Genomic DNA, 21,062 nt, shown 5'->3' on the forward strand with positions numbered 1-21,062 from the left:
TTTTCAGGCAGGGGCGCGGACCGTCACCCAATAGCGGGTGCGCCGCACCACCTGGATCGGCAACGCGGCGGCCAGGTTGTCCAGCGCCAGGTCGGTGTTGTCCAGGTGCAATACACCGCTGACCCGCAGCATCGCCACCTCAGGCGCACAGCGCAGTACACCGGGGCGGTAGCGTCCCAGCTCGGCGATCAGTTCGTCCAGCCGGGTACCATCGGCCACCAACAGGCCCTTGACCCAGGCGATGCTGCGGTCAGTCACTGCTGCGGTCGGCTGCACGGTGTCCCTGGAAACCGTGGCGCCTTGACCTGCCTCCACCCGCGCACCTGCGCCATGGTCGGGCTGCACCTGCACGGCGCCCTCAAGCACGGCCAACTGGCAGTTGCCGTCGTCGCATTGGCGCAGGCTGAAACGCGTGCCCAGGGCATGAAACACGCCCTGGCGACTCTGCACCCGAAACGGCCGGGGTGACGGCCCGGTCGTGATGAAGACCTCGCCGGCCCGCAGCAGCACCAGGCGCTGGTCGTCATCGAACTGTACGTCAACTGCTGAAGCCGGGCCCAATACCAGGCGGGTACCGTCGGGCAATACCACTTCGCGAACTTCGCCGGTGCGGGTGCTATGCCCGGCACTCGCCAGCTGCCAGGCGTCGGTGCGGCGCACGCCGTAGGTGAGGCCACCGGCTGCGACCAACAGGCCCAGCAGGCGCAGGGTGCTCCGGCGGTCGGGGGAGTCGGGAGCGTCGGGTTCGGCCAGGCTGTGCCTGGCCACCGGCGCGGGGATGCTGTGGAGTCTTTGCTCGAAGCCCAGCAGGCGCGTCCAGGCCAGTTCGTGGTGGGGATGTTCGGCGCGCCAGTGCAGGCAGTTGGCGTGGTCTTCGGCGCTGGCGTCATCGGCCCACAGGCGGGCCATCCAGGCGGCGGCGCGCTCGATGATATCCGGGGAGATTGGCTGCTCGGTCGACATTGCGAGGGTCAGCCGTACAGGGTCTGGTAGCAGGCCAGCAGGCCGGCGGCGATGTACTTTTCCACCGAGGAGACGGAGACCTGGAGCTCGGCGGCGATCTCGCGGTAGCTCAGGCCATCGAGCTTGCACAGCAACAGGGCCTGGCGCGCCTTGGGTGGCAGGCTGTGCAGGGCGGCGTCGATCTGGATCAGGGCCTCGATGGCCAGGGCGCGGGTTTCTTCATCGGGGGCGCAGGGTTCGGGCAACAGGGCCAGGGCTTGCAGGTAGGCGGATTCGATCTGGCGGCGGCGGTAGAGGTCGATGACCAGGCCGTTGGCGATCTGGGTCAGGTGCCGCCGGGATTCGCCGGTGGGCGGGAGTTGGCCCTTGCGCATGAGTTGCAGGTAGACGTCGTGGGCCAGGTCGGCGGCGTCGAATGCGTTGCCCAGCTTGCGGCGCAACAGGGTACGTAGCCAGGCGTTGTGGTCGACGTATAGATTTTCAACCTGGCGTTGAAAGGCGAACTGTCCGATGTTCACAAACCTCTCCTTTTACCCAATGGGCCCGGGGTGCTGGGGCGATTGGGCTGGTAATGATTTGCAAGACTATCGGCTCTGGGCTGCGGGTGCAATGCGGGGGGCTAGCGGGGGGGGATGGCGGGGTTATGGGTACATATCCGTTGCTGCGGTCACGGCTGCTATTGGTTCCGCTCTTACAGCGGCTCACTTTTGAAAAGCGCAAAAGTAAGCAAAACGCTCTTGCCCCACCACTCGGCACCTCGCCTAGGCTCGGTGTGCCCTCACTCCGGCTTTGGACCGTGGGCCGCCGTCATGGGCCATCCTTGGCCCAGGACGGCTAACCCGGCGTCCTGCCGGGTTACCCACGCTCCAAAGCCTGCGTTCGGCCAGCGTGGTTTAACGGGGCGCCCAAGATCAAAAGCAGATCAACAGCACAGCGGCCTACCGGCCGGCTTGAGTGTTTAGAAGCAAAATCAAAAGCTAAAGCGGGCACGGTCCACTGTAGGAGCTGGCTTGCCGGCGATGGCATCAACTGGGTGTGCCTGATGCACCGAGGTGTCTGCATCGCCGGCAAGCCAGCTCCTACAGAAAAGCAGCTCTGCTTTCGCTCTGGATCTTGCCTTTGCTTTTAACACTCAGGTCGGCTCTCAGGCCGCCGTGCTTTTGATCTTCATCTTGATCTGACTGCCCCAATAAGCCCGAGGCCGAACGCAGGTATTGCGCAGCGGGTAAACCGGCAGGACGCCGGTTTAGCCGCACCGGGCCATGGATGGCCCGTCGCGGCGGCCCGCTTCGCGGTGCCGGAGTGAGGGAACGCCGAGCCTAGGCGAGGCGCCGACAGGCGGGGCAGAGCCCTAATGAGATGGTCAGCCCGGCACGGGCCCCCGGTAAATCTAGACTTACCGGAGGGCCCACTTCCCGCTCAATAAAACCGACCATTACTCTCTTCCCCCCGGGCAAAAAAAACGCCAGACCAGCCTCCCGTGAAAGAGCGCATGATCCAGCGTAAAAATGAACCTCGGCTGCTTCAGCCAGGCCCCATGTTCAACCCCTTCAGACCGGAATCACCACAAAGCTTTCCGGTTTGCAGGTCAACGCCACATTCGTACCCGGCGGCAGTGCGTGGCTGCCGGGAGTCGGCAGTTGCTGGCATTTGAGATCAAGCGTGCCACCGGCCACCTCCACGCGGTAGATCACCCGATTACCGATAAACGAAGTGTCCTTGACCTTCCCGGCGAACGCACCGTCGGCCAGTGCGGCGCCCAGAGCCGGCTCAAGGCCGATGGTTTCAGGCCGGATCGACACATTCACCGGCCCTGCACCCACGCCGCTTTTAGCGGTGTGGGCATAACGCCCAAACGGCAACTCGACCACGCCACCGAGCCCATACGTGCCGTTGACGATATTGGTATCGCCGAAAAACCTGGCGGCAAACAACGTGCGCGGCGACCAATACATCTCCTGCGGCCCGCCGATCTGCTCGATGCCACCCTTGTTCAGCAGTACCACACGGTCCGACAAGATCATCGCTTCGTCCTGGTCGTGGGTCACATACACAAACGTGGTGGAAGTCTCTTCGTGGATGCGCTTGATCTCGTTAAGCATGTGATGGCGAATCTTCAGGTCCAGGGCCGCCAGCGGCTCGTCCAGCAGCAACACCGCCGGGCGATTCACCAGCGCGCGGGCCAGGGCCACACGTTGCGCCTGCCCGCCACTGAGCTCGGAGATCCAACGGCTCTTAAAGCTTTCCAGTTGCACCAGTTCCAGCGCCTTGTTCACTTCACGCTTGATCTCATCCTTGGGCTTCTTCTTCAAACGCAACCCGAAGGCAACGTTGTCGAACACGTCCAGGTGCGGGAACAGCGCGTACTTCTGGAACACCATATTCACCGGGCGGTGTTCAGGCGCCAGGGCGGTGGAGTCCTTGCCGTCGATCACCACTTTGCCGGTGGTGGGCTCTTCGAAGCCGGCAATGATCCGCATCAGGGTGGTCTTGCCGCAGCCACTGGGGCCGAGCAGGGTCAGGATCTCGTTGCGTTTTACCGTGAGGTCGACTTTGCCCAGGGCTGTGAGGTTGCCGTAGCTCTTGGAAATCCCGGTCAGTTCAATACTGTTGGTCATGGTGATTACTCTGCAGTTTCAGCACGTTCAAGTTCGAGGCGGCGACGACGCAAGGTCATGACCAGGCCGGCAATGGCGATGATGGCGATGGTCACCACCAGCATGAATACCGAGGCGGCATTGATGGTGGGGCTGACGGCGCGGCGCATCATCGAAAGAATCATGAGGGGCAGCGTGGTGTCGCTGCCGGTGACGAACACGGTGATCAGGAATTCATCCATCGACAGCGCCACCGCGAGGATCGCGGCGCCGGCGATGGTTGGCCCGATGATCGGCAGCGTCACCAGCCAGAACGCTTTGAGGGGCGAGGCGCCGAGGTCGCGGGCGGCCTCCTCGAACGACAGGTCGAAATACTCCAGCCGTGAGCGCACCGACTCCACGAAGAACGGAAAGGTGAACAGGGTGTGGCCGATGATCACCGTCAGCAGCGAACGGGGCAGGCCGACCAGTGAGAAGAAAATCACCAGTGCAATCCCCAAAAACAAACCGGGCAAGGCGATGGGGGCGAAGTTCATGAACGCGAACACCGCTTTTACCCGGCCTTTCATGCGCATCAGCGCCAGGGCCGAGAACGTGCCCAGCAGCGTGGTGAGAATCGCCGAACCGGCGGCGACGATCGCACTGTTGGTCAGGGCTGTCATGAAGTCCGAACTGCTGAACAGCGCCTCGTACCAGCGCGTGGAAAAACCCTCGAACGGGAACGACAGCGAGGCGGACGAGTGAAAGCTGAACAGCGCGATAATCGCGATGGGCGCGTAGAGGAACAACATGTAGACGTAAGTGAATAACCGGATCATGGGGAGTTACCTTTTTTATGAGCGGCAGTCAGTCGTGGTAACGCTTGCCGGGTGCCAGGTTGGCTGCGCGCAACACCCCCAGCAGCAACGCGTACACCAGCATGAACACGATCAACAGCAGATAAGCCATCGCCGCACCGAGTGGCCAGTTACCTACCGAGCGGAACTGGTTGGCGATCACCAGCCCGGTGGTCATCGCATCCCGGCCGCCCAGCAGTTGCGGGGTGACGTAGTCGCTGGCGGCCAGCACGAAGGTGAACATGAAGGAGCTGACGATGCTCTTGTGGGCCATCGGCATGATCACCCGCCATAGAATGGTGACACCGCCGGCGCCCAGGTCGGCAGCGGCCTCCAGGTAGTCCTTCTTGATGTCTCGCAGGCCCGACACCAGCAGCAACAGGGTGAAGGGCAGCATGATGTGCACCAGGGTCAGCACCACGGCGAACTTGCTGAACACCAGCCACTCCAGCGGCTGGTCGATCAGGCCGAAGTGCAGCAGGGTGGAGTTGATCACGCCGTTGGTGCCCAGGATCGAGCGCCATGCGTAGACCCGTACCAGGTAACTGGAAAACCACGACACCAACGCCAGGTACAACACGGCGTTGGAGCGTGTGCGGTACACGATGTAATAGGCCACCGGCGCACTGATCACGGTGGAGAGCAGGGCGGTCCAGAAGCCGTTTTGCAGGGCGATCCACAGCGAGTCATAAAACCCGCTGGCGCTCAGGGCCTTGGCATAGTTGGCCAGGGTGGCGGCGGGCTCCATGCTGAAGGTCTTGGCGGTCCAGAAACTGGCAATCAGCAACAGTGCCGACGGAACCAGAAAGAACACCACCAGAAACAGCAACGGCGGCGACGCCAGCCAATACCCGCTGAGGGTTCTCTTATCCATCTTCACGTGTTTACCGACCCTTGAATCGCCGTCGTCCAGGGGCATGGACTCGGTGTTGTTGACTACGGTCATGATGAGGTTGCCTTTGCGTTTTTATTCGAGAGTCAGGGCGCGTTGACCCGTGGGGCACGTGTTGATGAGCACCCACCCCACGGTTGCCAGCGCCGGCGTGCCAAGCGCTCTAGAACGAGCCTTTGAAGTTCGCCCACTGATCGATCCATTCCGCATAGGTCACATACTTTTCGGAGCTCAGGGGCGGTTGGCCATAGAGTTTGGATTTCTCGAAGAAGCTGTCGAGGTTCGCGTAGTCAAAGGTGTTTCTCAGGTCCTCCGGCAGCAGCGGCACGGCCTTGGGGTTGACCACGCCGGAGAACATCGTGGTTGCCATCTTGGCCTGGATGTCGGGCTCCAGGGTCTTATTGATGAATTCCAGGGCCAGGGGAATATCCTTGGCGGTTTTCGGAATGAACAACGCATCGCACCACAGCGCTGCGCCTTCGCTGGGCACCGACAGGGCAGTGGTCACGCCACGCTTGATGGTTTCGCTCGGGGTGTTGGCGGAGGCCGAGAACACCGCGTCCACTTCACCCGATACCAGCAGCGATACCGCGTCACCCGACGAAGCCGCGAACACGCGGCATTGATCACGGTACGGCTTGAGTTTTTCAAAGGCGTCGTTGAACTCGGCGCGGGTCAGGTTGGGGTACTTGTCGCCGTAGCCGGCGATGGTCGCGATCAGCGACCAGTTCGAGGTGCCGTCATCGACAAAGGTCAACTTGCCCTTGAGCTTGGGGTCCAGCAGGTCGGTGTATTGGGTGGGCTTTTTGACGTTCTTGGGGTTGTAGATGATGGTGTTCATCCCCCACAGCAACGGGATGCCCCATTGCTTGCCGTCCCAGTACCAACGGCTGCCCTTGTAGAACAGCGCGAGGGTATTGTCGGCGGAATAGTTGGGGATCTTCGTGGTGTCGATGGCCTTGAGCAGGCCCATTTCCTGATAGATCTTTTCGTAGCCCAAGGCGTACATGGTCAGGTCGAGCTGCACTGGATCGGAGCCGGCCAGCCGGGCGGTGATGTCGTCCTGGTTGCTGGCATAACTGGAGCGCACGGTAACGTTGCGTTGCTTGCGCCAGTCGGCAAGTTCGGCGTCGCCGGTTTCGCCTTCCCAGCCGAGGATTTCCAGGTGCCCGGTGGTGGCGGCAAATGCGCTGGGCACGAACGAGCCGAGGTACAAGCCTGCGGCAGAGGCGGCAGCGCCCAGCAGGAACGAGCGTCGTTTCAAGCTGAGGGAATTGAAGTCAATGCCGGTCAAACCATAACCCGTCTCTATTTCTTTTTTCATTTCGAGTTCCTGCCTGGGTGGTGGGTGCAAATGTTGAGCGACTTGCAAGGCGTGGGCCTGGTGTCGATGCCAGGTGCGTCCTTTTGTATGCAGTCAGTTGGATCGGCAGTGTTATGGCCAGCATTGATTCCATGCTGCTGGGGAGGGTGGTAAGGCCTCCACTGTTCCGATTGACTCTTCCTTGGCGGGGCGACGCACGCTTATTCCGGGCTGCAGGGTGTTGCGGGCCTGAAGCGGTGCGCCCAGCGCTTGATAGGCTCGGCTTGTTGTTTTCATGGGTTGAGTATTGAGCGGGGAGGCGGGGGGCTCAATTTCGCAGGGGGGTTAAAAGCGACGCACTCTGACGCATTGGAGTGACCTAAGCGGCGCACGTGGGGGGCCAGGGGTTTCTGGGGGGATCCGTAGCAAGAGCACGGCGGCCTGAAAGCCGACCTGCAGGTTAGAAACCAGAGCAGAAGCAGAGCGGCTTTTCTGTAGGCGCTGGCTTGCCTGCGATGCAGACAACTCGGTACATCAGACACACCTGGGCGATGCCATCGCTGGCAAGTCAGCTCCCACATTTGACCGTGCCCGCTTTAGCTTTTGATTTGGCTTCTAACACTCAAGCCGGCCTGCAGGCCGCTGTGCTGTAGTGAGCCCCAATATCTGCGTCAATCTGCGTCTCTTTTACCCAAGGTGCGAAATTGAGCCCACCCCGCACCAAGCGAATACTCCAAGCCTGATCCCGGCCCAGACGCCGCGCATTCGCTGGAGTATCGAGTGAAATTCACAGGTGGCCAAATCATCGCCAAGGCACTCAAGGCCAACAGTGTCGACTACGTAGCCGGGCCCCCGGGCGACGGCGCCCGGGCCCTGGTGGAAGCGCTGCTGACCCCAGGCACCGACATCCCCTTTATCCACGTCATCCAGGCCCACAGCGCCGTGCACCTCGCCGACGGCTACTACCGTGCGTGCGGTCGCCCCATGGCCGTCGTACTCACGGGCCCCCTGGGCATCCCCTCAGCCCTGGGAGCCCTCGCCACCGCGCACCAGGACGCCTGCGCGCTGCTGGTCATCAGTAACGCCCAGCCCGAAACGATAGCCGCCAACGTCATGAAAGATCACGCGACGGTTTCGACACTACAACAGCTACCCCAAGCCCTGCGCCAAGCCTTCGACACCATGCTGAGCGCCCATCCCGGCCCTGTCAGCCTGTCCATTGACGACGCCCTCCAAGGCGCCTCCACCAACGCCAGCCTGCCACCCGCCACCCTGCGTGCAGAACCCCAACCCACCCCGCGTAAAATCAGCGTACTGCGCGAAGGCCGCGCCTCATCCTCCGTGCTGGAAAACGACGCCATTCTCGTCATCGGTAGCGGCCCCACCCAGCCCATGGCCCGCAAAATGTTCCCGGTGCATTACCCCGGCAGGCACTTGTGCGCCGGCAACCCCGCCACCCTCGGCTGGGCCGTCCCGGCAGCGATCGGCGCCAAGCTCGCCATGCCCGCCCGCCAGGTGGTCTGTGCCGTGGGCAGCCGGGATTTCCTGCAGTCGATGCAAGAGATGGCCGTGTGCGTGATGCACAGCATTCCGGTGGTGTTCCTGGTCTTCAACAGCAACGGTGACGAAGCCCTGGGCGACGTACAGACGTCGCCCATCGAGCAGCACCGGGCCGGTGAATTCAACCTGCCGGATGGCAAACCCTATGCCCCGGACTTCGCCGGCATCGCCCGAAACTTCGGCCTTGAAGCCTGGCGCGTGGAACACGCGTCACAACTCAACGCGACCCTCGTCAAAGCCCTCAACAGCAAGGGCCCGTCGCTGGTTGAAATGATGACGGCACGCCAGCCCCTGCAGGTCCCTCAGTCCTGACCGCCCCAGACAATGGTGGCGTTGTCGCCGGTCATGTATTCACGTACGTCCAGCGGGATCGACTGGTCGCTGGGCAACAGCACCGTTGCATTGCGCAAGTGATGCTTGCGGATCTTGCCCTTGTCCACCAGTCCCAGCGCCATGCGCGTGGAGAAGGGTTGGCGGAACGAGGACGACGCCACACCCGTCACCAACCCATAGAGAAAACGGATCGGCCGACGATGCTGCGGCGTCAGGATCGAAAACGTCATTTCGTTACGTTGCTTGCCTTCGAAATCCACCATGAACAGGCGATCGCCCAGCAGCAGGCAGAACCCGTGGTAGGTGAATGAATAACCGATCTTGCCGCTGCCATCGCGCAGCGGAAAGCGCTCGACGGTGACGTACTGCACCATCGAGTCGGCGCGGTACAGGCAGGTGACCGAACGCAGGATCCGGCCCTTGTAGATCGATGAATTGTGGTAGCGGTAATACACCCCCAGATAGTCTTCGAGCACGTCAGCCGACTGCTTGGCCAGCGGCAGGAAATGATTGAACTGCTCCGAAGCCCGCAAGCCGGTGGGCAGTTCGTTTTCATAGCCTTCATAGAACTTCTTGAACTCGGCGGGCGGGCGGAAGAGGTCTTCGGCTTCCATCATGAAATAGCGGCCGATCTTTTGCAGAATCTTCTGCGACGGCACGTGCTGGCCCACCAGGTACTTGTTGAACTGCTGGCGGTTCACATCAACTTTGCGGCACATGTCGGCCACCGACCGGCAGGACTCCACCAGCGTGCTCAGGTTCTTTTGCACATTGGCCTGCAAGTCGCTGCGCGCCTGCTGTCGCTCGGGGTGGGAGGTGGCGGCGGCTAATGACAGAGGCGATGAGTCCGGGCGGCTGGGCATTATTATCTCGATGTACTTGGCTGGGTTAAGGCGCCAGTTATTAAAGTTATAGCGCAGTTATCGAATAACCTTGGGCATAACCGTAATAACCGTTTAAGCGTTTGAAACTTCCGATCACTACCAAAGCATCTTTCATGCCGTTTGTTTAAGTTCAAACATGAAGTTTGAGCATAACTGAATGCGTCAGATTGTAAGCGCTTTTACTGAAGGTTCGGCGCCAGTGCGTTGTGGTTTTCACGGGTCAATCGTGACGGTGGCGGTCCGCCCAGTAACACATTCGATAGCGACGGGTAACACCCCGTGCTGCGCAGGAGTGCTTCAGTCCGCGTCAGGTATCGCCAAGGGTGCGAAATGGTGGAAACACCGGTCACCCCTGATACTCGGGCCAATGCTTTTTGCGGAGGATTGGGCGATGGCAAGGTTGACCGGCGACATTCCCGGAAAGAGGCGACTCAAGGTCGGCATGGTCGGCGGCGGGCAGGGCGCTTACTTCGCCAGTTACCACCGCGCAGCGATGCGCCTGTGTAATCGCTTCGATATCGTCGCCGGCGCATTCTCTGCCGACGCGGATAAATGCCGCGAGGCGGGCGCAGCGCTCACTATTGAACCCGAACGTATCTACTTGTCGTTCGAGGACATGGCGGCCGCCGAGTCTCGCCGCCCCGACCCGATCGAGGCGGTGGTTATCGTGACGCCCAACCACTTGCACTTCGAACCGTGCCGGTTGTTCCTGGAGGCGGGCATCCCGGTGATCTGCGACAAGCCCCTGGTCAACCACCCTGACGAAGCCCGTGAGTTGGCGAGCCTTGCCGAGCGCCACGGGACATTTTTTGCGCTGACCTACACCTACCAGGGCTACCCGATGGTCAGGGACGCCCGCAGTCGAATCCAGGCCGGCGAGCTGGGTGAGCTGCGCTTCCTGTACGTCGAATACCTGCTGGAGTGGCTGGCCCCCGGCGTGTCCGGCTTGAGCAATAGCCTGGCGTGGCGCGGTGACCCGCAAAAGGCCGGCCCCACCGGCGCGCTGGGAGACGTCGGCACCCACGCCTTCAACCTGTTGGAGTTTCTGTCCGGGCAGCGCTGCACCCAGCTCAACGCCAAGTTGACCAGCGTGGTGCCGGGTTGGGGCCTGGACGATACCTGCGTGGTGCAACTGGAATTCGACGGCGGCGTGGATGGATTGTTGTGGGCCAGTTTCGCCGCGCCCGGGCATCGCAACGGCTTGCGCTTCAAGGTCGTCGGCAGCCTGGCTTCGCTCGAATGGTGCCAGGAGTCACCGGAAACCCTGTTGTTCACGCCCACTGACGGTGCAGACCGCATCTATCGGCGAGGCCAGTCCGACAACAGGCCGCAGACGCTGACGTTCACCAGCTTGCCGGCGGGCAATACCGAAGGTTATCTGGAAGCGCTGGCCGTGCTGTACGCCGACTTCGCCGAGGCCCTGGACGCCGGGGCGCAATGGCGCACAGCGACCAGCGTCCCGTTGCCGGATATTCACGCAGGCGTGCGCGGGGTGTTGTTGTCCCAGGCCAGCCTCGAATCCCACCAGCAGCGGGCCTGGGTGCCTTTCCCGCGGTAATTGATTTCATGCGTGGCACCGCTGCGCATCCAACGACTCACCCAAACGCTGTTGAGGAAAAACAATGTCAAGCGAACTGCATCGCGCCGCGTATTCGGTACTGCTTCCCGCATTCGGGGATTTGCACCTGGACGACAATGTGCGCCGTTACCTGAGCCGTGGTGGTGTGTCCCTGTTGCTTGGGGAAACCCGGGATGAATACGTGGGCCGAGGCATGAGCCCGGCGCGCAAGGCGGCCGAGTCCAAAGCCGATTTCATCAGTATCGTCAAGGAAGCCACGGCGCTGGCGGGCTCTGCGGTGCTGATCGCGGTAGACCAGGAACTCGGCGGAATCGAACGCCTGCACCAACTGGTCCCGGCGGTCGCCACCCGGGCGCAGCTCCAGGACCTCGGCGCCGAGGACCTCGAGCAACGTTGCTTCGAGATGGCCGCCGCGGCCCGCGGGCTGGGCGTGAATCTGTTCCTGGCGCCCATCGTGGACGTGGTCACCGGCGTCAATCCATGGCTGCACAACCGGCACCTGGGCGCGGATCCAGTGGAAGTCAGCCGAGTGTCCTGCGCGTTTATCCGCGGGGTGCAGCGCGCGGGTGTGATCGCCACTGCCAAGCACTTTCCCGGGCACTACGTCACCGAGCACGATCCGGCCATTGCCGAAGCCACCGTGCCGGGGCCGCCGGAATTGCTGCATGACAATCTTGAAGTGTTCAAGCAGGTCATCGCCACCGGCGTAAAAGCCGTCATGCCTGGCCCGGCGGTGTTTCCTGCGATTGATGCGCAGCAGTCGGCGTCCACCTCGTCGAAGGTCATCGGCGTACTGCGTGACACCCTGGGCTTCGAAGGCCTGATCATTTCCGATGACCTGGACGCCGTGTCGATCCTGCGCGGCAACACTATCCCCGATACCGCCGTAGCCTCCCTGGTGGCCGGTGCGCACCTGTTGCTGGTGTCCAGCGAGTCAGGCCTGGACAGCATCGCCGAGGCGATTGTCGCCGCCGTCCACGAAGGCACCCTGGACCGCCAGGTTCTGTTGGACGCCGCTGCCAAGGTTCGTCAACTGGCAATCGCCACCCAGGAAACCAGCCATGAGCGCGAATGACCGCAAGGCCTACGGCGTACTGTTCCCGGTATTGCTGGACGTGCAGATGACGGATGACGTGCGTCGGTTCCTCGGCAATGGCGGGCGCAGCCTGTTGTTTGGCGAGACCGGAGAGGAATACGTCAGCGGAAAAATGAGCGCCAGCCGCCTGCAAACCGAAACCCTGGACATCTGGCAGCGTTTTACCGGCACGGCCACCGAACTGGGTGGGCCGCTGCTGCTGGCAGCCGATGCCGACATCTCCGCCGTGCACCGCTTGCAAGGGGTGACCCCGGCGCTGCCGGAGCCCGATGTGGCCCGGGCGATGGATTGTGCGGCGCTGGAACAGGCGTGCTTCAAGGTCGCCACCGCCGCGCGGGCGACCGGGGTCAACCTGCTGCTGTCGCCGACGGCGGATGTGGTCGGCGGCCGTAATGTGTGGCTGGCGGGGCGCACGCTGTCGGGCGATGTCCACCAGACGGCGGCGATGGTCGGTGCGTATGTGCGCGGCGTGCGGCGGGCCGGGATGGCCAGCACCCTGAAGCACTTCCCCGGGCACCCGGTGCTGTTTCAGCAGCCGTCGACTGAAACGGCGGTGGTCAGCGAGTCCATGCAGCAACTGCGGGCCTTCTGGCCCGGGTTTCAGGCCGGGATCGACGCTGGCGCCGATGCGGTGATGATGGGTCCGGCGATATTCGCCGCATGCACACCGCCCACGGCAGCCTCGGTGTCGCCTGAATTGATCGGCGTGTTGCGCCAGGAGTTGGGCTTCAAGGGGCTGGTCATGACCATCGACCTCGATCACCGCTCAACCATCGGCCAGATGTCCCTCGGCGAGGTCGCAGTGGCCGCGCTGAATGCCGGGGCCGACTTATTACTGATTTCCGCAAAGGCTATGCCCCACGTACCGCAGATCGTTCGGGCGATTGTCGCCGCCGTCGCCGAGGGCCTCTTGCCCCAAGCGCGGCTGGACGCCGCGGCGTTGGCCGTTGGTGCCTTGGCTGATCGCTGTTCAACCGTAGGAGCGCCATATGGCAACCCAAAATAACGTCCTCGCCCTGCATTCCACCGTTGCGAAACACTCGACCCTGGCGATGGATATCGACATCGCCCGGACGCTGGGTTTTGACGCGCTGGAGATCAACAGCGGCAAGCTGGAGGCGTATCTGCAGGCCGGCTATACCGAGTCAGAGCTTCAAGCACTGCTCAACGACGTGCCTGTCACCGGCATCGGCTACCTGCGGGATATCGAACGTCAGGGTGACGAGCGTGACGACCTGTTCAAAGAAGCCCGGCGGCTATTTGAGCTGGCCAATCTGGTGGGCGCCAAAGGCGTGCAAGTCCTCACCGGTCCGATCAATGTACAGGCGGTGATTGATTTTCAGGCGACCGGCAAGAGCCTGCATTACTCAGGCTTGCTGGGCCTGGATCAGGCCGAACAGTACGCCCGCACGGCAAGCAACCTGGCGGAGTTGGCCGATGTGGCCCGGCAATACGGTCTGCTGCTCTACCTCGAAGCCTTGTCCTGGACGCCACTCAACACCCTGGATCACCAACTGCAGCTGATTGAACGCACCGGGCGCAGCAACGTGAAGATGGTGATCGACTATTGGCATTGCTTTACCAGCGGCGTGACCCCTGCGGACGTCGCCCGGCTCGACAAGGACGTGATCTACGGCGTGCATGTCTGCGACTCACTGGCCTTCGAAGGCGGTATCCCGAATGAGGAAGTGCTGCGCGATGTGCCCACCGGCAGCGGCGTGCTCGATCTGGTCGAGTGGACCGCCGCGGTAAAGGCCACCGGTTACGCCGGGTGGTGGAGTTGTGAGTTGTTCTGCAAAAAACAGCAGCAGCAAAACAGCTACGCCGTCGCCCAACAATTGAAGACGCTGTTAACCGGTCTGGTCGGTTGATAACGCGCGTTTCGACACTGGCTGAATACTAAAAAGATCTGAGGTTGTCATGGTGGATTTCATCGTAATCGGGGGCGGCTCCACGGGCTGCACAGTCGCATCGCGCCTGAGTGAGGATGCGGGAGCGTCGGTGGTGCTGTTCGAGGAAGGCCCGCGGGATCGCAGCCCTTACATCCATATTCCCGGCGCCTACTACAAGACCGCCCAGGGCCCGCTGCTCAAGCGTTATGCGTGGGAGCCGACCGAGGACCAGCACCGCAGCGAAACGCCGACCATGGTCCAGGCCAGCGTGCTCGGGGGCGGCAGCTCGGTGAATGCGATGATTTATATCCGTGGCGTACCCGCCGACTACGACGGTTGGGCCGAACAGGGCGCCGCCGGGTGGTCGTATAAAGACGTGTTGCCGTACTTCAAAAAGGCCGAGGACAACGAGCGGTTCTGCAACGAGGTGCACGGTGTCGGCGGGCCGTTGGGGGTGTCGGACTCGATCAATATCCACCCCTTGACCAAAGTCTGGCTGCGGGCCTGCCAGCAGTTTGGATTGCCCTATAACGAAGACTTCAACTCGGGCCAGCCCGAGGGCTGCGGGCTGTACCAGATCACCGCCAAAAACGGCTTTCGCAGCAGTGCCGCCGTGGCCTACCTGGCGCCGGCCAAGTCGCGCAAGAACCTGACGGTGAAGACCGGCTGCCGGGTGCTGCGTATCCTGATGCAGGGCAACAAGGCCGTCGGCATCGAATACCTGGAGAAGGGCGTGCGCCAGGTGATGCACGCCGACAAGGAAATCATCCTGTCCTGCGGCGCCATCAACTCACCCCGGTTGCTGATGTTGTCGGGGATCGGGCCCGCTGAACAGCTGGAAAAACACGGGATCAAAGTGGTTCAGGATTTGCCCGGTGTGGGGCAGAACCTGCAGGACCATATCGAAATTTCACTGGTGTATGAGCTGACCGGCCCCCACAGCTACGACAAGTACAAAAAACCGTGGTGGAAGCTTATGGCGGGGTTGCAGTACGCGTTGTTCCGGCAAGGCCCGGCGGCGTCCAACCTGATTGAAGGCGGGGCGTTCTGGTGGGGCGACAAGACGGCGGTGCACCCGGATATCCAGTATTTCATGGTGGTGGGCGCGGGCATCGAAGAGGGTGTGGATTCGGTGCCCGGCGGCAATGGCTGCACGTTGAACCTGGGGCAGATACGGCCAAGGTCCAGGGGCTATGTGGAGCTTTACTCCGCCGACCCGATGTCCCCGCCGCGCATCGTGCCCAACTACTTTTCCGATCCGTACGACATTGAAAGCCTGGTGGACGGTTGCCTGGTGGGCGAACAGATCATGGCCCAGGCGGCCTTCAAACCCTACGTGGCTCGTCGGCATGTACCGGAACCCACCGTGCGCTCGCGCGAAGCGATGAAGCAGTTCTGTCACGAGGAAGCCCACGCCGCACTGCATCCATCCGGCACCTGTCGCATGGGTGTGGATGAGCGGGCGGTGGTGGGGCCGGACCTCAAGGTGCATGGCATCGAAGGGCTGCGGGTGGCCGATGCGTCGATCATGCCGACCCTGATTTCAGGCAACCCCAACTCGGTGTGCATCATGATCGGCGAAAAAGCTGCCGACATGATCCGGACCGCCCGATAGGGTTGCCCGGGCGGTAACACCGGCCTCTTTTTGGGGCAGGCTCAGGCGCCGATCAACCACAGCGCGAAACAGCTGCCGAGGGCCAGCAGCCCAAGGGCGATGCCAAGCTTTGCCTGCAGTTCAAGGGGCATTGCCCTTGGGTCCTGATGTTTGTCCATGGAATCAACGGACTGTACGCGGCCGTTGATCATCTGAGCGGTTGCAAAGAACAAACTGTGCATGGCATGTGCCTCGTGGGTCGTTTCTGCTCAAGTCGAGGCCGATATCGGCCGCCTGCTGGTCAAGAGCAAGCTCCATGCCATTGCCCCAACCTCAACGACGCCCCGTCCGCGTACTCACATCCACCCACACCGCCAGCACCAGGATGCTGCCCTTGACGATCATCTGCCAGTAGCTGTCCACGTCGAGCATCGACATGCCGTTGTCCAGGCTGCTGATCACCAGTGCGCCGAGCAGGGCGCCGTACACCGTGCCCGAACCGCCGCGCATCGATGTACCGCCGATAAAGCACGCCGCGATAGCATCCAGTTCGCCCATGTTGCCCGCCGAAGGTGAACCCGCCGCCAGGCGCGCGGTGTTGACCAGCCCGGCAAGGGCGCACATCACGCCCATGATCCCGAAGATCCACAGTTTGACCGCCTGCACGTTGATCCCCGACAGGCGCGTGGCTTCCATGTTGCTGCCCACCGAGTAGATGCGCCGGCCAAAGACGGTCTGGCTGGTGACGTAACTGAACACCCCCAGCAGCACCAGCAGAAGCAGCACCGGCACGGGAATGCCGTCGTAGCTGTTGAGGGTGTAGACGAAGCCGGCCAGCACGAAACCGATCAACACCACGCGCACGCTGTCGCGCAGCATCGACGGCAGCGCCAAGCCGTGCAGGGCGCGGTTGTGGCGTTGGCGCCAGGTCAGGAATATCGCCAGCCCGAACAGCAGCACGCCGAGAATAACCCCGACCACCGTCGGCAGGTAACCCTGGCCGATGTACACCAGTTGTGGCGAAACCGGTGCAATCGTGGTGCCGCCGGTAATGCCCAGCAGCACCCCGCGAAACGCGAGCATGCCGCCCAGGCCGACGATGAAGGAGGGGATGCGCAGGTACGCGGTCATGTAGCCGTTGCCCAGGCCAATCAGCAAGCCACAGAGGGCGACGATGGCCAGGTTCAGCGGCAGGGGAATGTGATAAACCACATCCAGGATCGCCGCGACGCCGCCGAGCAAACCGAGCATCGAGCCCACCGACAGGTCGATCTCGCCGCTGATGATCACCAGCACCATGCCGCAGGCCAGGATGCCGGTAATGGACATCTGCCGCAGCAGGTTCGACAGGTTGCGCGGGGTCAGGAAACCGCCTTCGGTCTGCCAGCTGAAAAACACCCAGATCAGCACCACGGCGATCAACAGGGCGAGCATTTTGTAGCGGGTGAAGAGCTGTTTGACCTGGTTCATTTACGCGGACTTCCGATCATTATTATTGTCATGCCCGTTCGGTTGGCTGAGGGCGGCGGCGAGCACCTGTTCCTGGGTCAGGCCCTGGTTGATGAAGTCGCCGCGCAACTGGCCCTCGCCGATCACCAGCACCCGGTCGGAGACCCCCAGCACCTCGGCCAGCTCCGAAGACACCATGATGATCGACACGCCTTCGGCCGCCAGCGCGCCCATCAATTTGTAGATCTCATATTTGGCGCCCACGTCCACGCCACGGGTCGGTTCGTCGAGGATCAGCACCCGAGGTTTGGTCAGGAGCATCTTGGCCAATACGGCCTTCTGCTGGTTGCCGCCGGACAGGCTGGTGATCGGCAGGAACGGGTTCGCCGTCTTCAGGTGCATGCGCTTGATTTCCTGCTCGATGCTGCTCAGTTCCGCCTCGGCATCGATGCGCGTCAGGTGCGAGAAACGGTCCAGCACCGCCAGGGTGATGTTTTGCCCAACGCCCAGGTCCGGGACGATGCCCTGGCGCTTGCGGTCTTCCGGGACCATGCACAGCCCGGCGCGAATCGACTTCAGCGGCGTGCGTGTATCAATCGGTTTGCCATCCAGCCACACCTCGCCTTGGTAGCGCCCGGGGTAGCTGCCGAACAGCGCCGACACCAGTTCCGTGCGGCCGGCGCCCACCAGCCCGGCGATGCCGAGGATTTCGCCACGGCGCAGGCTGAACGAGACATTGTCCACCCGCTTGCGGCTCGGGTTATCGACGTCGTGGCAGGTGATGTTGCGCGCCTCGAACAGCACCTCGCCGACCGCATGGGGTTCGGTGGGGTAGAGGTTGCTCATCTCACGGCCGACCATCTGCGTGATGATGCGCGACACGTCCATCTCGGCCATGGCCGTGGTCGCGATGTGTTTGCCGTCGCGGATCACCGCGATGGTGTCGCAGATGGCCGAGACCTCATCGAGCTTGTGGGAGATGTACACGCAGGCGACGCCCTTGGCCTTGAGCCCACGGATGATGTCCAGCAGCACCTCGATTTCCGAGCGGGTCAGCGCCGAGGAGGGTTCGTCGAGGATCAGCAGGCGCGCCTGCTTGTTCAGGGCCTTGGCGATTTCCACCAGTTGCTGGTAGCCGCCGCCGTATTGCGAAACGGGCAGGGCGACGTTCATGTCCGGCACTTTCAGCTCGCGCATCAGGGCTTCGGCACGGTGCATCATGGCGGGGTAGTTCATGCGCCCGCCGGGCAGTGTCAGCTCGTGGCCCATGAAGATGTTTTCGGCCACCGAGAGGTCGGGTACCAGGGTCAATTCCTGGTGGATGATCACGATGCCGCAGGCTTCGGTTTCGGCGATGGAGTGGGCGCGCAACGGCTGGCCGTCCCAAAGGATTTCGCCGTCCCAGGTGCCATGGGGATACACCGCCGACAGCACTTTCATCAGGGTCGATTTGCCGGCGCCGTTCTCGCCGCACAACCCTACGCATTCCCCGGGTTTTACCTTGATGTCGATGCCATTCAGGGCTTTGACGCCACCGAAGGTCTTGACGATGTTGTTCATTTCCAGCAGGTAGTCGGACATGGCGGGCACTCATTCCACAGCGAAAAGGCAGGAGCGGCCTCAAGCCGCCCCTGCAGTGAGCCGTACGCTTACTGCCCGGCGATTTGCGCTTTGGTGTAGAACCCGTCTTCTTCCAGCACGTTGACGTTGTCTTTAGTCAACGCGGTCGGCTTGAGCAGGATGCTCGACACCTGTTTGCTGCCGTTGTCGTACTGCGAGTTGTAGGCCGGTTTCTCGTCACGCACCAGTTGTACCGAGAGCTTGGCCGCCTCGGACGCCAGCAGCTTCAGGGGCTTGTAGACGGTCATGGTCTGGGTGCCGGCGATCACGCGCTTGATCGCGGCCAGGTCGGCATCCTGGCCCGAGACCGGCACCTTGCCCGCGAGTTTTTGTGCCGCCAGGGCCTGGATCGCGCCGCCGGCGGTGGCGTCGTTGGAGGCGACGATGCCGTCGATCTTGTTGCTGTTGGCGGTCAGGGCGTTTTCGACAATGCTCAGGGCTTCGGTGGGGTTCCACTCCTTGACCCATTGCTGGCCGACAATCTTGATGTCGCCCTTGTCGATCGAAGGCTGCAGCACCTTCATCTGGCCCTGGCGCAGGATCTTCGCGTTGTTGTCGGTAGGTGCGCCGCCCAGCAGGAAGTAATTGCCTTTAGGCTGCGCGTTCAACACGCCCTGGGCCTGCATCTCGCCGACCTTTTCGTTATCGAAGGAGATGTAGGCGTCGATATCGGCATTCAAAATCAGCCGGTCGTAGGACAGCACTTTCACCCCGGCTTTCTTGGCCTCGGCCACCACGTTGTTCAGCACCGTGGCATTGAACGGCACGATCACAATCACGTCGACGCCCCGGGAGATCAGGTTTTCGATCTGCGAGATCTGCCGCTGTTCGTTGGCGTCCGCCGACTGCACGTAGACCTTGGCCCCCAGTTGTTCGGCGGCGGCGGTGAAATAATCACGGTCGCGGGCCCAGCGTTCAAGGCGCAGGTCGTCGATGGAAAAACCGATTTTCGGATGGGCCGCGTCGGCCATGACCGAATTGGAAAGCAGTGCCAGAACGCTGGTGAGCAAGACGGTTTTCAGGTGTTTCATGATGGTGAGTCCCTTTTATTGTTGTTTAGACGCACTGCTGGACCTGGAGCGTAGCGGTCATGGGTAGATAAAGCGATTCACTACGCCTTCGAGCATCTCCTGGCGGCCACTCACGGCTTGTGGGTTCAGTTGGTGGCTGAAGGCATGCTCGGCCAGCGACGCCAGGCTGAAGTCGCCGCCAAGCACGGCACGCCCGAAGGATTGGTCCCAGCCGGCATACCGCTGGGCCTTGAACTGTTCGAGGGCGTCGTTCTGCACCATGGCGGCGGCGCGTTCCAGGGACAGCGCCAGCACGTCCATTGCGGCCACGTGGCCATGGAACAGGTCCACTTCGTCGAGGCTTTGGCGGCGTACCTTGGAGTCGAAGTTGTAGCCACCTCCCTTGAAGCCACCGGCCTTGAGTACCTCGTAGGTGACCAGGGTCAGCTCCTCGACGCTGTTGGGGAACTGGTCGGTGTCCCAGCCGTTCTGCGGGTCGCCACGGTTGGCGTCGATGCTGCCGAAAATGCCCAGGGACGCGGCGGTGGCGATCTCATGGTGAAAACTGTGGCCGGCGAGGGTGGCGTGGTTGGCCTCGATGTTGACCTTGATCTCTTTCTCCAGGCCGAACTGATGCAGGAAGCCAAACACGGTGGCGCTGTCGTAGTCGTATTGGTGTTTGGTGGGCTCCTGTGGCTTGGGCTCGATAAACAGCTCGCCGGTGAAGCCGATCTTGTATTTGTGCTCGACCACCATGCGCATGAACCGCCCGAGTTGCTCGCGCTCGCGCTTGAGGTCGGTATTGAGCAGGGTCTCGTAGCCTTCGCGGCCGCCCCACAACACATAGCTGGAGCCCTTGAGACGGTGGGTGGCATTCATCGCGCTGAATACCTGGGCCGCCGCATAGGCAAACACTTCCGGGTTCGGGTTACTGGCGGCGCCGGCGGCAAAGCGCGGGTTGCTGAAGCAGTTGGCAGTGCCCCACAGCAGCCGGATACCGGTCTGTTCCTGATGGCCTTCGAGCTGGTCGACCATCCGCGCAAAGTTGTCGCGGTACTCCGCCAGGCTTTCGCCTTCGGGGGCCACGTCGGTGTCGTGGAAGCTGTAGTAGTCGATGCCCAGCTTGGAGAAAAACTCGAACGCCGCTTCGGCCTTGCCGCGTGCCACTTGCAGGGCTTCCCCCGGTTGCTGCCAGGGCCGCTGGAAGGTGCCGGAGCCGAACATGTCACTGCCGGGCCAGACGAAGTTGTGCCAGTAACACGCGGCCATCCGCAGGTGCTCGCGCATCGGTTTGCCGAGGATCAGCTTGTTTGCATCGTAGTGCCGGAAGGCCAGGGGAGAGTCGCTATCGGGGCCTTCATAGAGGATTTTTTCGACCGCGGGAAAGTAGGGCATCGCCAGATCCTTGTTGTTATGAGTGCACGTTAACCTTGCCTCGATACTAGCAACGGCCC

The 21,062-nt window shown here is 62.2% G+C and carries 17 protein-coding genes; 6 read left to right on the forward strand and 11 right to left on the reverse strand.

Annotation, left to right across the window (positions count from 1 at the left end; genetic code table 11):
* Positions 1–3: 3 nt before the first annotated feature.
* The 6 genes from ACIOMR_RS14775 to ACIOMR_RS14800 form a co-directional block, all read right to left on the reverse strand.
* Positions 4–963, reverse strand: a complete 960-nt coding sequence (locus tag ACIOMR_RS14775; protein WP_401194898.1) for a FecR domain-containing protein — start codon at positions 961–963, stop codon at positions 4–6.
* An 8-nt stretch (positions 964–971) separates the two neighbouring features.
* Positions 972–1,481: a sigma-70 family RNA polymerase sigma factor gene (locus ACIOMR_RS14780; protein ID WP_177029375.1), complete on the reverse strand. Its 510-nt coding sequence runs from the start codon at positions 1,479–1,481 to the stop codon at positions 972–974.
* 1,032 nt (positions 1,482–2,513) lie between these two features.
* Positions 2,514–3,581: an ABC transporter ATP-binding protein gene (locus tag ACIOMR_RS14785; protein ID WP_008430152.1), complete on the reverse strand. Its 1,068-nt coding sequence runs from the start codon at positions 3,579–3,581 to the stop codon at positions 2,514–2,516.
* 5 nt (positions 3,582–3,586) lie between these two features.
* Positions 3,587–4,378, reverse strand: coding sequence for an ABC transporter permease (locus ACIOMR_RS14790; protein ID WP_008430153.1), 792 nt, complete (start codon positions 4,376–4,378; stop codon positions 3,587–3,589).
* Positions 4,379–4,406: 28 nt separating this feature from the next.
* Positions 4,407–5,342 (reverse strand): ABC transporter permease, encoded by a 936-nt coding sequence (locus tag ACIOMR_RS14795; protein WP_008430156.1) that lies wholly within the window; start codon positions 5,340–5,342, stop codon positions 4,407–4,409.
* Positions 5,343–5,451: 109 nt separating this feature from the next.
* Positions 5,452–6,612 (reverse strand): PotD/PotF family extracellular solute-binding protein, encoded by a 1,161-nt coding sequence (locus ACIOMR_RS14800; RefSeq protein ID WP_177019768.1) that lies wholly within the window; start codon positions 6,610–6,612, stop codon positions 5,452–5,454.
* A gap of 759 nt (positions 6,613–7,371) precedes the next feature.
* Between ACIOMR_RS14800 and ACIOMR_RS14805 the strand changes: the two genes are divergently transcribed.
* Positions 7,372–8,463, forward strand: a complete 1,092-nt coding sequence (locus ACIOMR_RS14805) for a thiamine pyrophosphate-dependent enzyme (RefSeq protein WP_177067185.1) — start codon at positions 7,372–7,374, stop codon at positions 8,461–8,463.
* On the opposite strand, the gene ACIOMR_RS14810 is transcribed toward ACIOMR_RS14805, so the two are convergent.
* Positions 8,454–9,320 carry a helix-turn-helix transcriptional regulator gene (locus ACIOMR_RS14810; protein WP_032899479.1) on the reverse strand — a complete coding sequence of 289 codons (867 nt, stop codon included), beginning with the start codon at positions 9,318–9,320 and terminating at the stop codon, positions 8,454–8,456. The genes ACIOMR_RS14805 and ACIOMR_RS14810 overlap by 10 nt on opposite strands.
* A 439-nt stretch (positions 9,321–9,759) precedes the next feature.
* Here ACIOMR_RS14810 and ACIOMR_RS14815 point away from each other — a divergent pair, with 439 nt between their 5' ends.
* The 5 genes from ACIOMR_RS14815 to ACIOMR_RS14835 all read left to right on the forward strand — a co-directional run bounded on the left by ACIOMR_RS14815 (position 9,760) and on the right by ACIOMR_RS14835 (position 15,550).
* The gene (locus ACIOMR_RS14815; RefSeq protein WP_401194905.1) at positions 9,760–10,926 is read left to right on the forward strand and encodes a Gfo/Idh/MocA family protein; all 1,167 of its coding nucleotides are present in this window, start codon (positions 9,760–9,762) and stop codon (positions 10,924–10,926) included.
* 64 nt (positions 10,927–10,990) lie between these two features.
* The gene (locus tag ACIOMR_RS14820) at positions 10,991–12,022 is read left to right on the forward strand and encodes a glycoside hydrolase family 3 N-terminal domain-containing protein (RefSeq protein WP_401194907.1); all 1,032 of its coding nucleotides are present in this window, start codon (positions 10,991–10,993) and stop codon (positions 12,020–12,022) included.
* Positions 12,009–13,049, forward strand: a complete 1,041-nt coding sequence (locus ACIOMR_RS14825; protein WP_102605571.1) for a glycoside hydrolase family 3 N-terminal domain-containing protein — start codon at positions 12,009–12,011, stop codon at positions 13,047–13,049. Before ACIOMR_RS14820 ends, ACIOMR_RS14825 begins: the two co-directional genes overlap by 14 nt.
* The gene (locus ACIOMR_RS14830; RefSeq protein ID WP_177035691.1) at positions 13,033–13,914 is read left to right on the forward strand and encodes a sugar phosphate isomerase/epimerase; all 882 of its coding nucleotides are present in this window, start codon (positions 13,033–13,035) and stop codon (positions 13,912–13,914) included. Before ACIOMR_RS14825 ends, ACIOMR_RS14830 begins: the two co-directional genes overlap by 17 nt.
* 49 nt (positions 13,915–13,963) lie before the next feature.
* Entirely contained in the window at positions 13,964–15,550 is a 1,587-nt protein-coding gene (locus ACIOMR_RS14835; RefSeq protein WP_401194912.1) for a GMC family oxidoreductase, read from the forward strand.
* A gap of 312 nt (positions 15,551–15,862) precedes the next feature.
* Here the strand turns inward: ACIOMR_RS14835 and ACIOMR_RS14840 are convergent, their stop codons facing one another.
* The 4 genes from ACIOMR_RS14840 to xylA all read right to left on the reverse strand — a co-directional run bounded on the left by ACIOMR_RS14840 (position 15,863) and on the right by xylA (position 21,003).
* On the reverse strand, positions 15,863–16,999 hold the full coding sequence (locus tag ACIOMR_RS14840) for a sugar ABC transporter permease (RefSeq protein ID WP_003219656.1): 1,137 nt from the start codon (positions 16,997–16,999) through the stop codon (positions 15,863–15,865).
* A complete protein-coding gene (gene xylG / locus ACIOMR_RS14845) occupies positions 17,000–18,559 on the reverse strand; it encodes a D-xylose ABC transporter ATP-binding protein (protein WP_401194915.1) in 1,560 nt (519 codons plus the stop codon).
* 68 nt (positions 18,560–18,627) lie between these two features.
* Positions 18,628–19,629 (reverse strand): D-xylose ABC transporter substrate-binding protein, encoded by a 1,002-nt coding sequence (gene xylF, locus ACIOMR_RS14850; protein WP_003219660.1) that lies wholly within the window; start codon positions 19,627–19,629, stop codon positions 18,628–18,630.
* A 57-nt stretch (positions 19,630–19,686) separates the two neighbouring features.
* Positions 19,687–21,003 (reverse strand): xylose isomerase, encoded by a 1,317-nt coding sequence (xylA, locus tag ACIOMR_RS14855; RefSeq protein WP_401194918.1) that lies wholly within the window; start codon positions 21,001–21,003, stop codon positions 19,687–19,689.
* Between the last annotated feature and the right edge of the window lie 59 nt (positions 21,004–21,062).

Origin of the sequence: Pseudomonas sp. NPDC087814 (genome assembly GCF_044742865.1) — a bacterium.
Classification (GTDB): Bacteria; Pseudomonadota; Gammaproteobacteria; order Pseudomonadales; family Pseudomonadaceae; genus Aquipseudomonas.

Coding starts and splice junctions, on each gene's coding strand:
- xylF (WP_003219660.1), bottom strand. CDS start 19,629: ATGAAACACCTGAAAACCGTCTTGCTCACCAGCGTTCTGGCACTGCTT.
- ACIOMR_RS14790 (WP_008430153.1), bottom strand. CDS start 4,378: ATGATCCGGTTATTCACTTACGTCTACATGTTGTTCCTCTACGCGCCC.
- ACIOMR_RS14820 (WP_401194907.1), top strand. CDS start 10,991: ATGTCAAGCGAACTGCATCGCGCCGCGTATTCGGTACTGCTTCCCGCA.
- ACIOMR_RS14830 (WP_177035691.1), top strand. CDS start 13,033: ATGGCAACCCAAAATAACGTCCTCGCCCTGCATTCCACCGTTGCGAAA.
- ACIOMR_RS14775 (WP_401194898.1), bottom strand. CDS start 963: ATGTCGACCGAGCAGCCAATCTCCCCGGATATCATCGAGCGCGCCGCC.
- ACIOMR_RS14825 (WP_102605571.1), top strand. CDS start 12,009: ATGAGCGCGAATGACCGCAAGGCCTACGGCGTACTGTTCCCGGTATTG.
- ACIOMR_RS14840 (WP_003219656.1), bottom strand. CDS start 16,999: ATGAACCAGGTCAAACAGCTCTTCACCCGCTACAAAATGCTCGCCCTG.
- ACIOMR_RS14800 (WP_177019768.1), bottom strand. CDS start 6,612: ATGAAAAAAGAAATAGAGACGGGTTATGGTTTGACCGGCATTGACTTC.
- ACIOMR_RS14795 (WP_008430156.1), bottom strand. CDS start 5,342: ATGACCGTAGTCAACAACACCGAGTCCATGCCCCTGGACGACGGCGAT.
- ACIOMR_RS14785 (WP_008430152.1), bottom strand. CDS start 3,581: ATGACCAACAGTATTGAACTGACCGGGATTTCCAAGAGCTACGGCAAC.
- ACIOMR_RS14815 (WP_401194905.1), top strand. CDS start 9,760: ATGGCAAGGTTGACCGGCGACATTCCCGGAAAGAGGCGACTCAAGGTC.
- xylA (WP_401194918.1), bottom strand. CDS start 21,003: ATGCCCTACTTTCCCGCGGTCGAAAAAATCCTCTATGAAGGCCCCGAT.
- xylG (WP_401194915.1), bottom strand. CDS start 18,559: ATGTCCGACTACCTGCTGGAAATGAACAACATCGTCAAGACCTTCGGT.
- ACIOMR_RS14835 (WP_401194912.1), top strand. CDS start 13,964: ATGGTGGATTTCATCGTAATCGGGGGCGGCTCCACGGGCTGCACAGTC.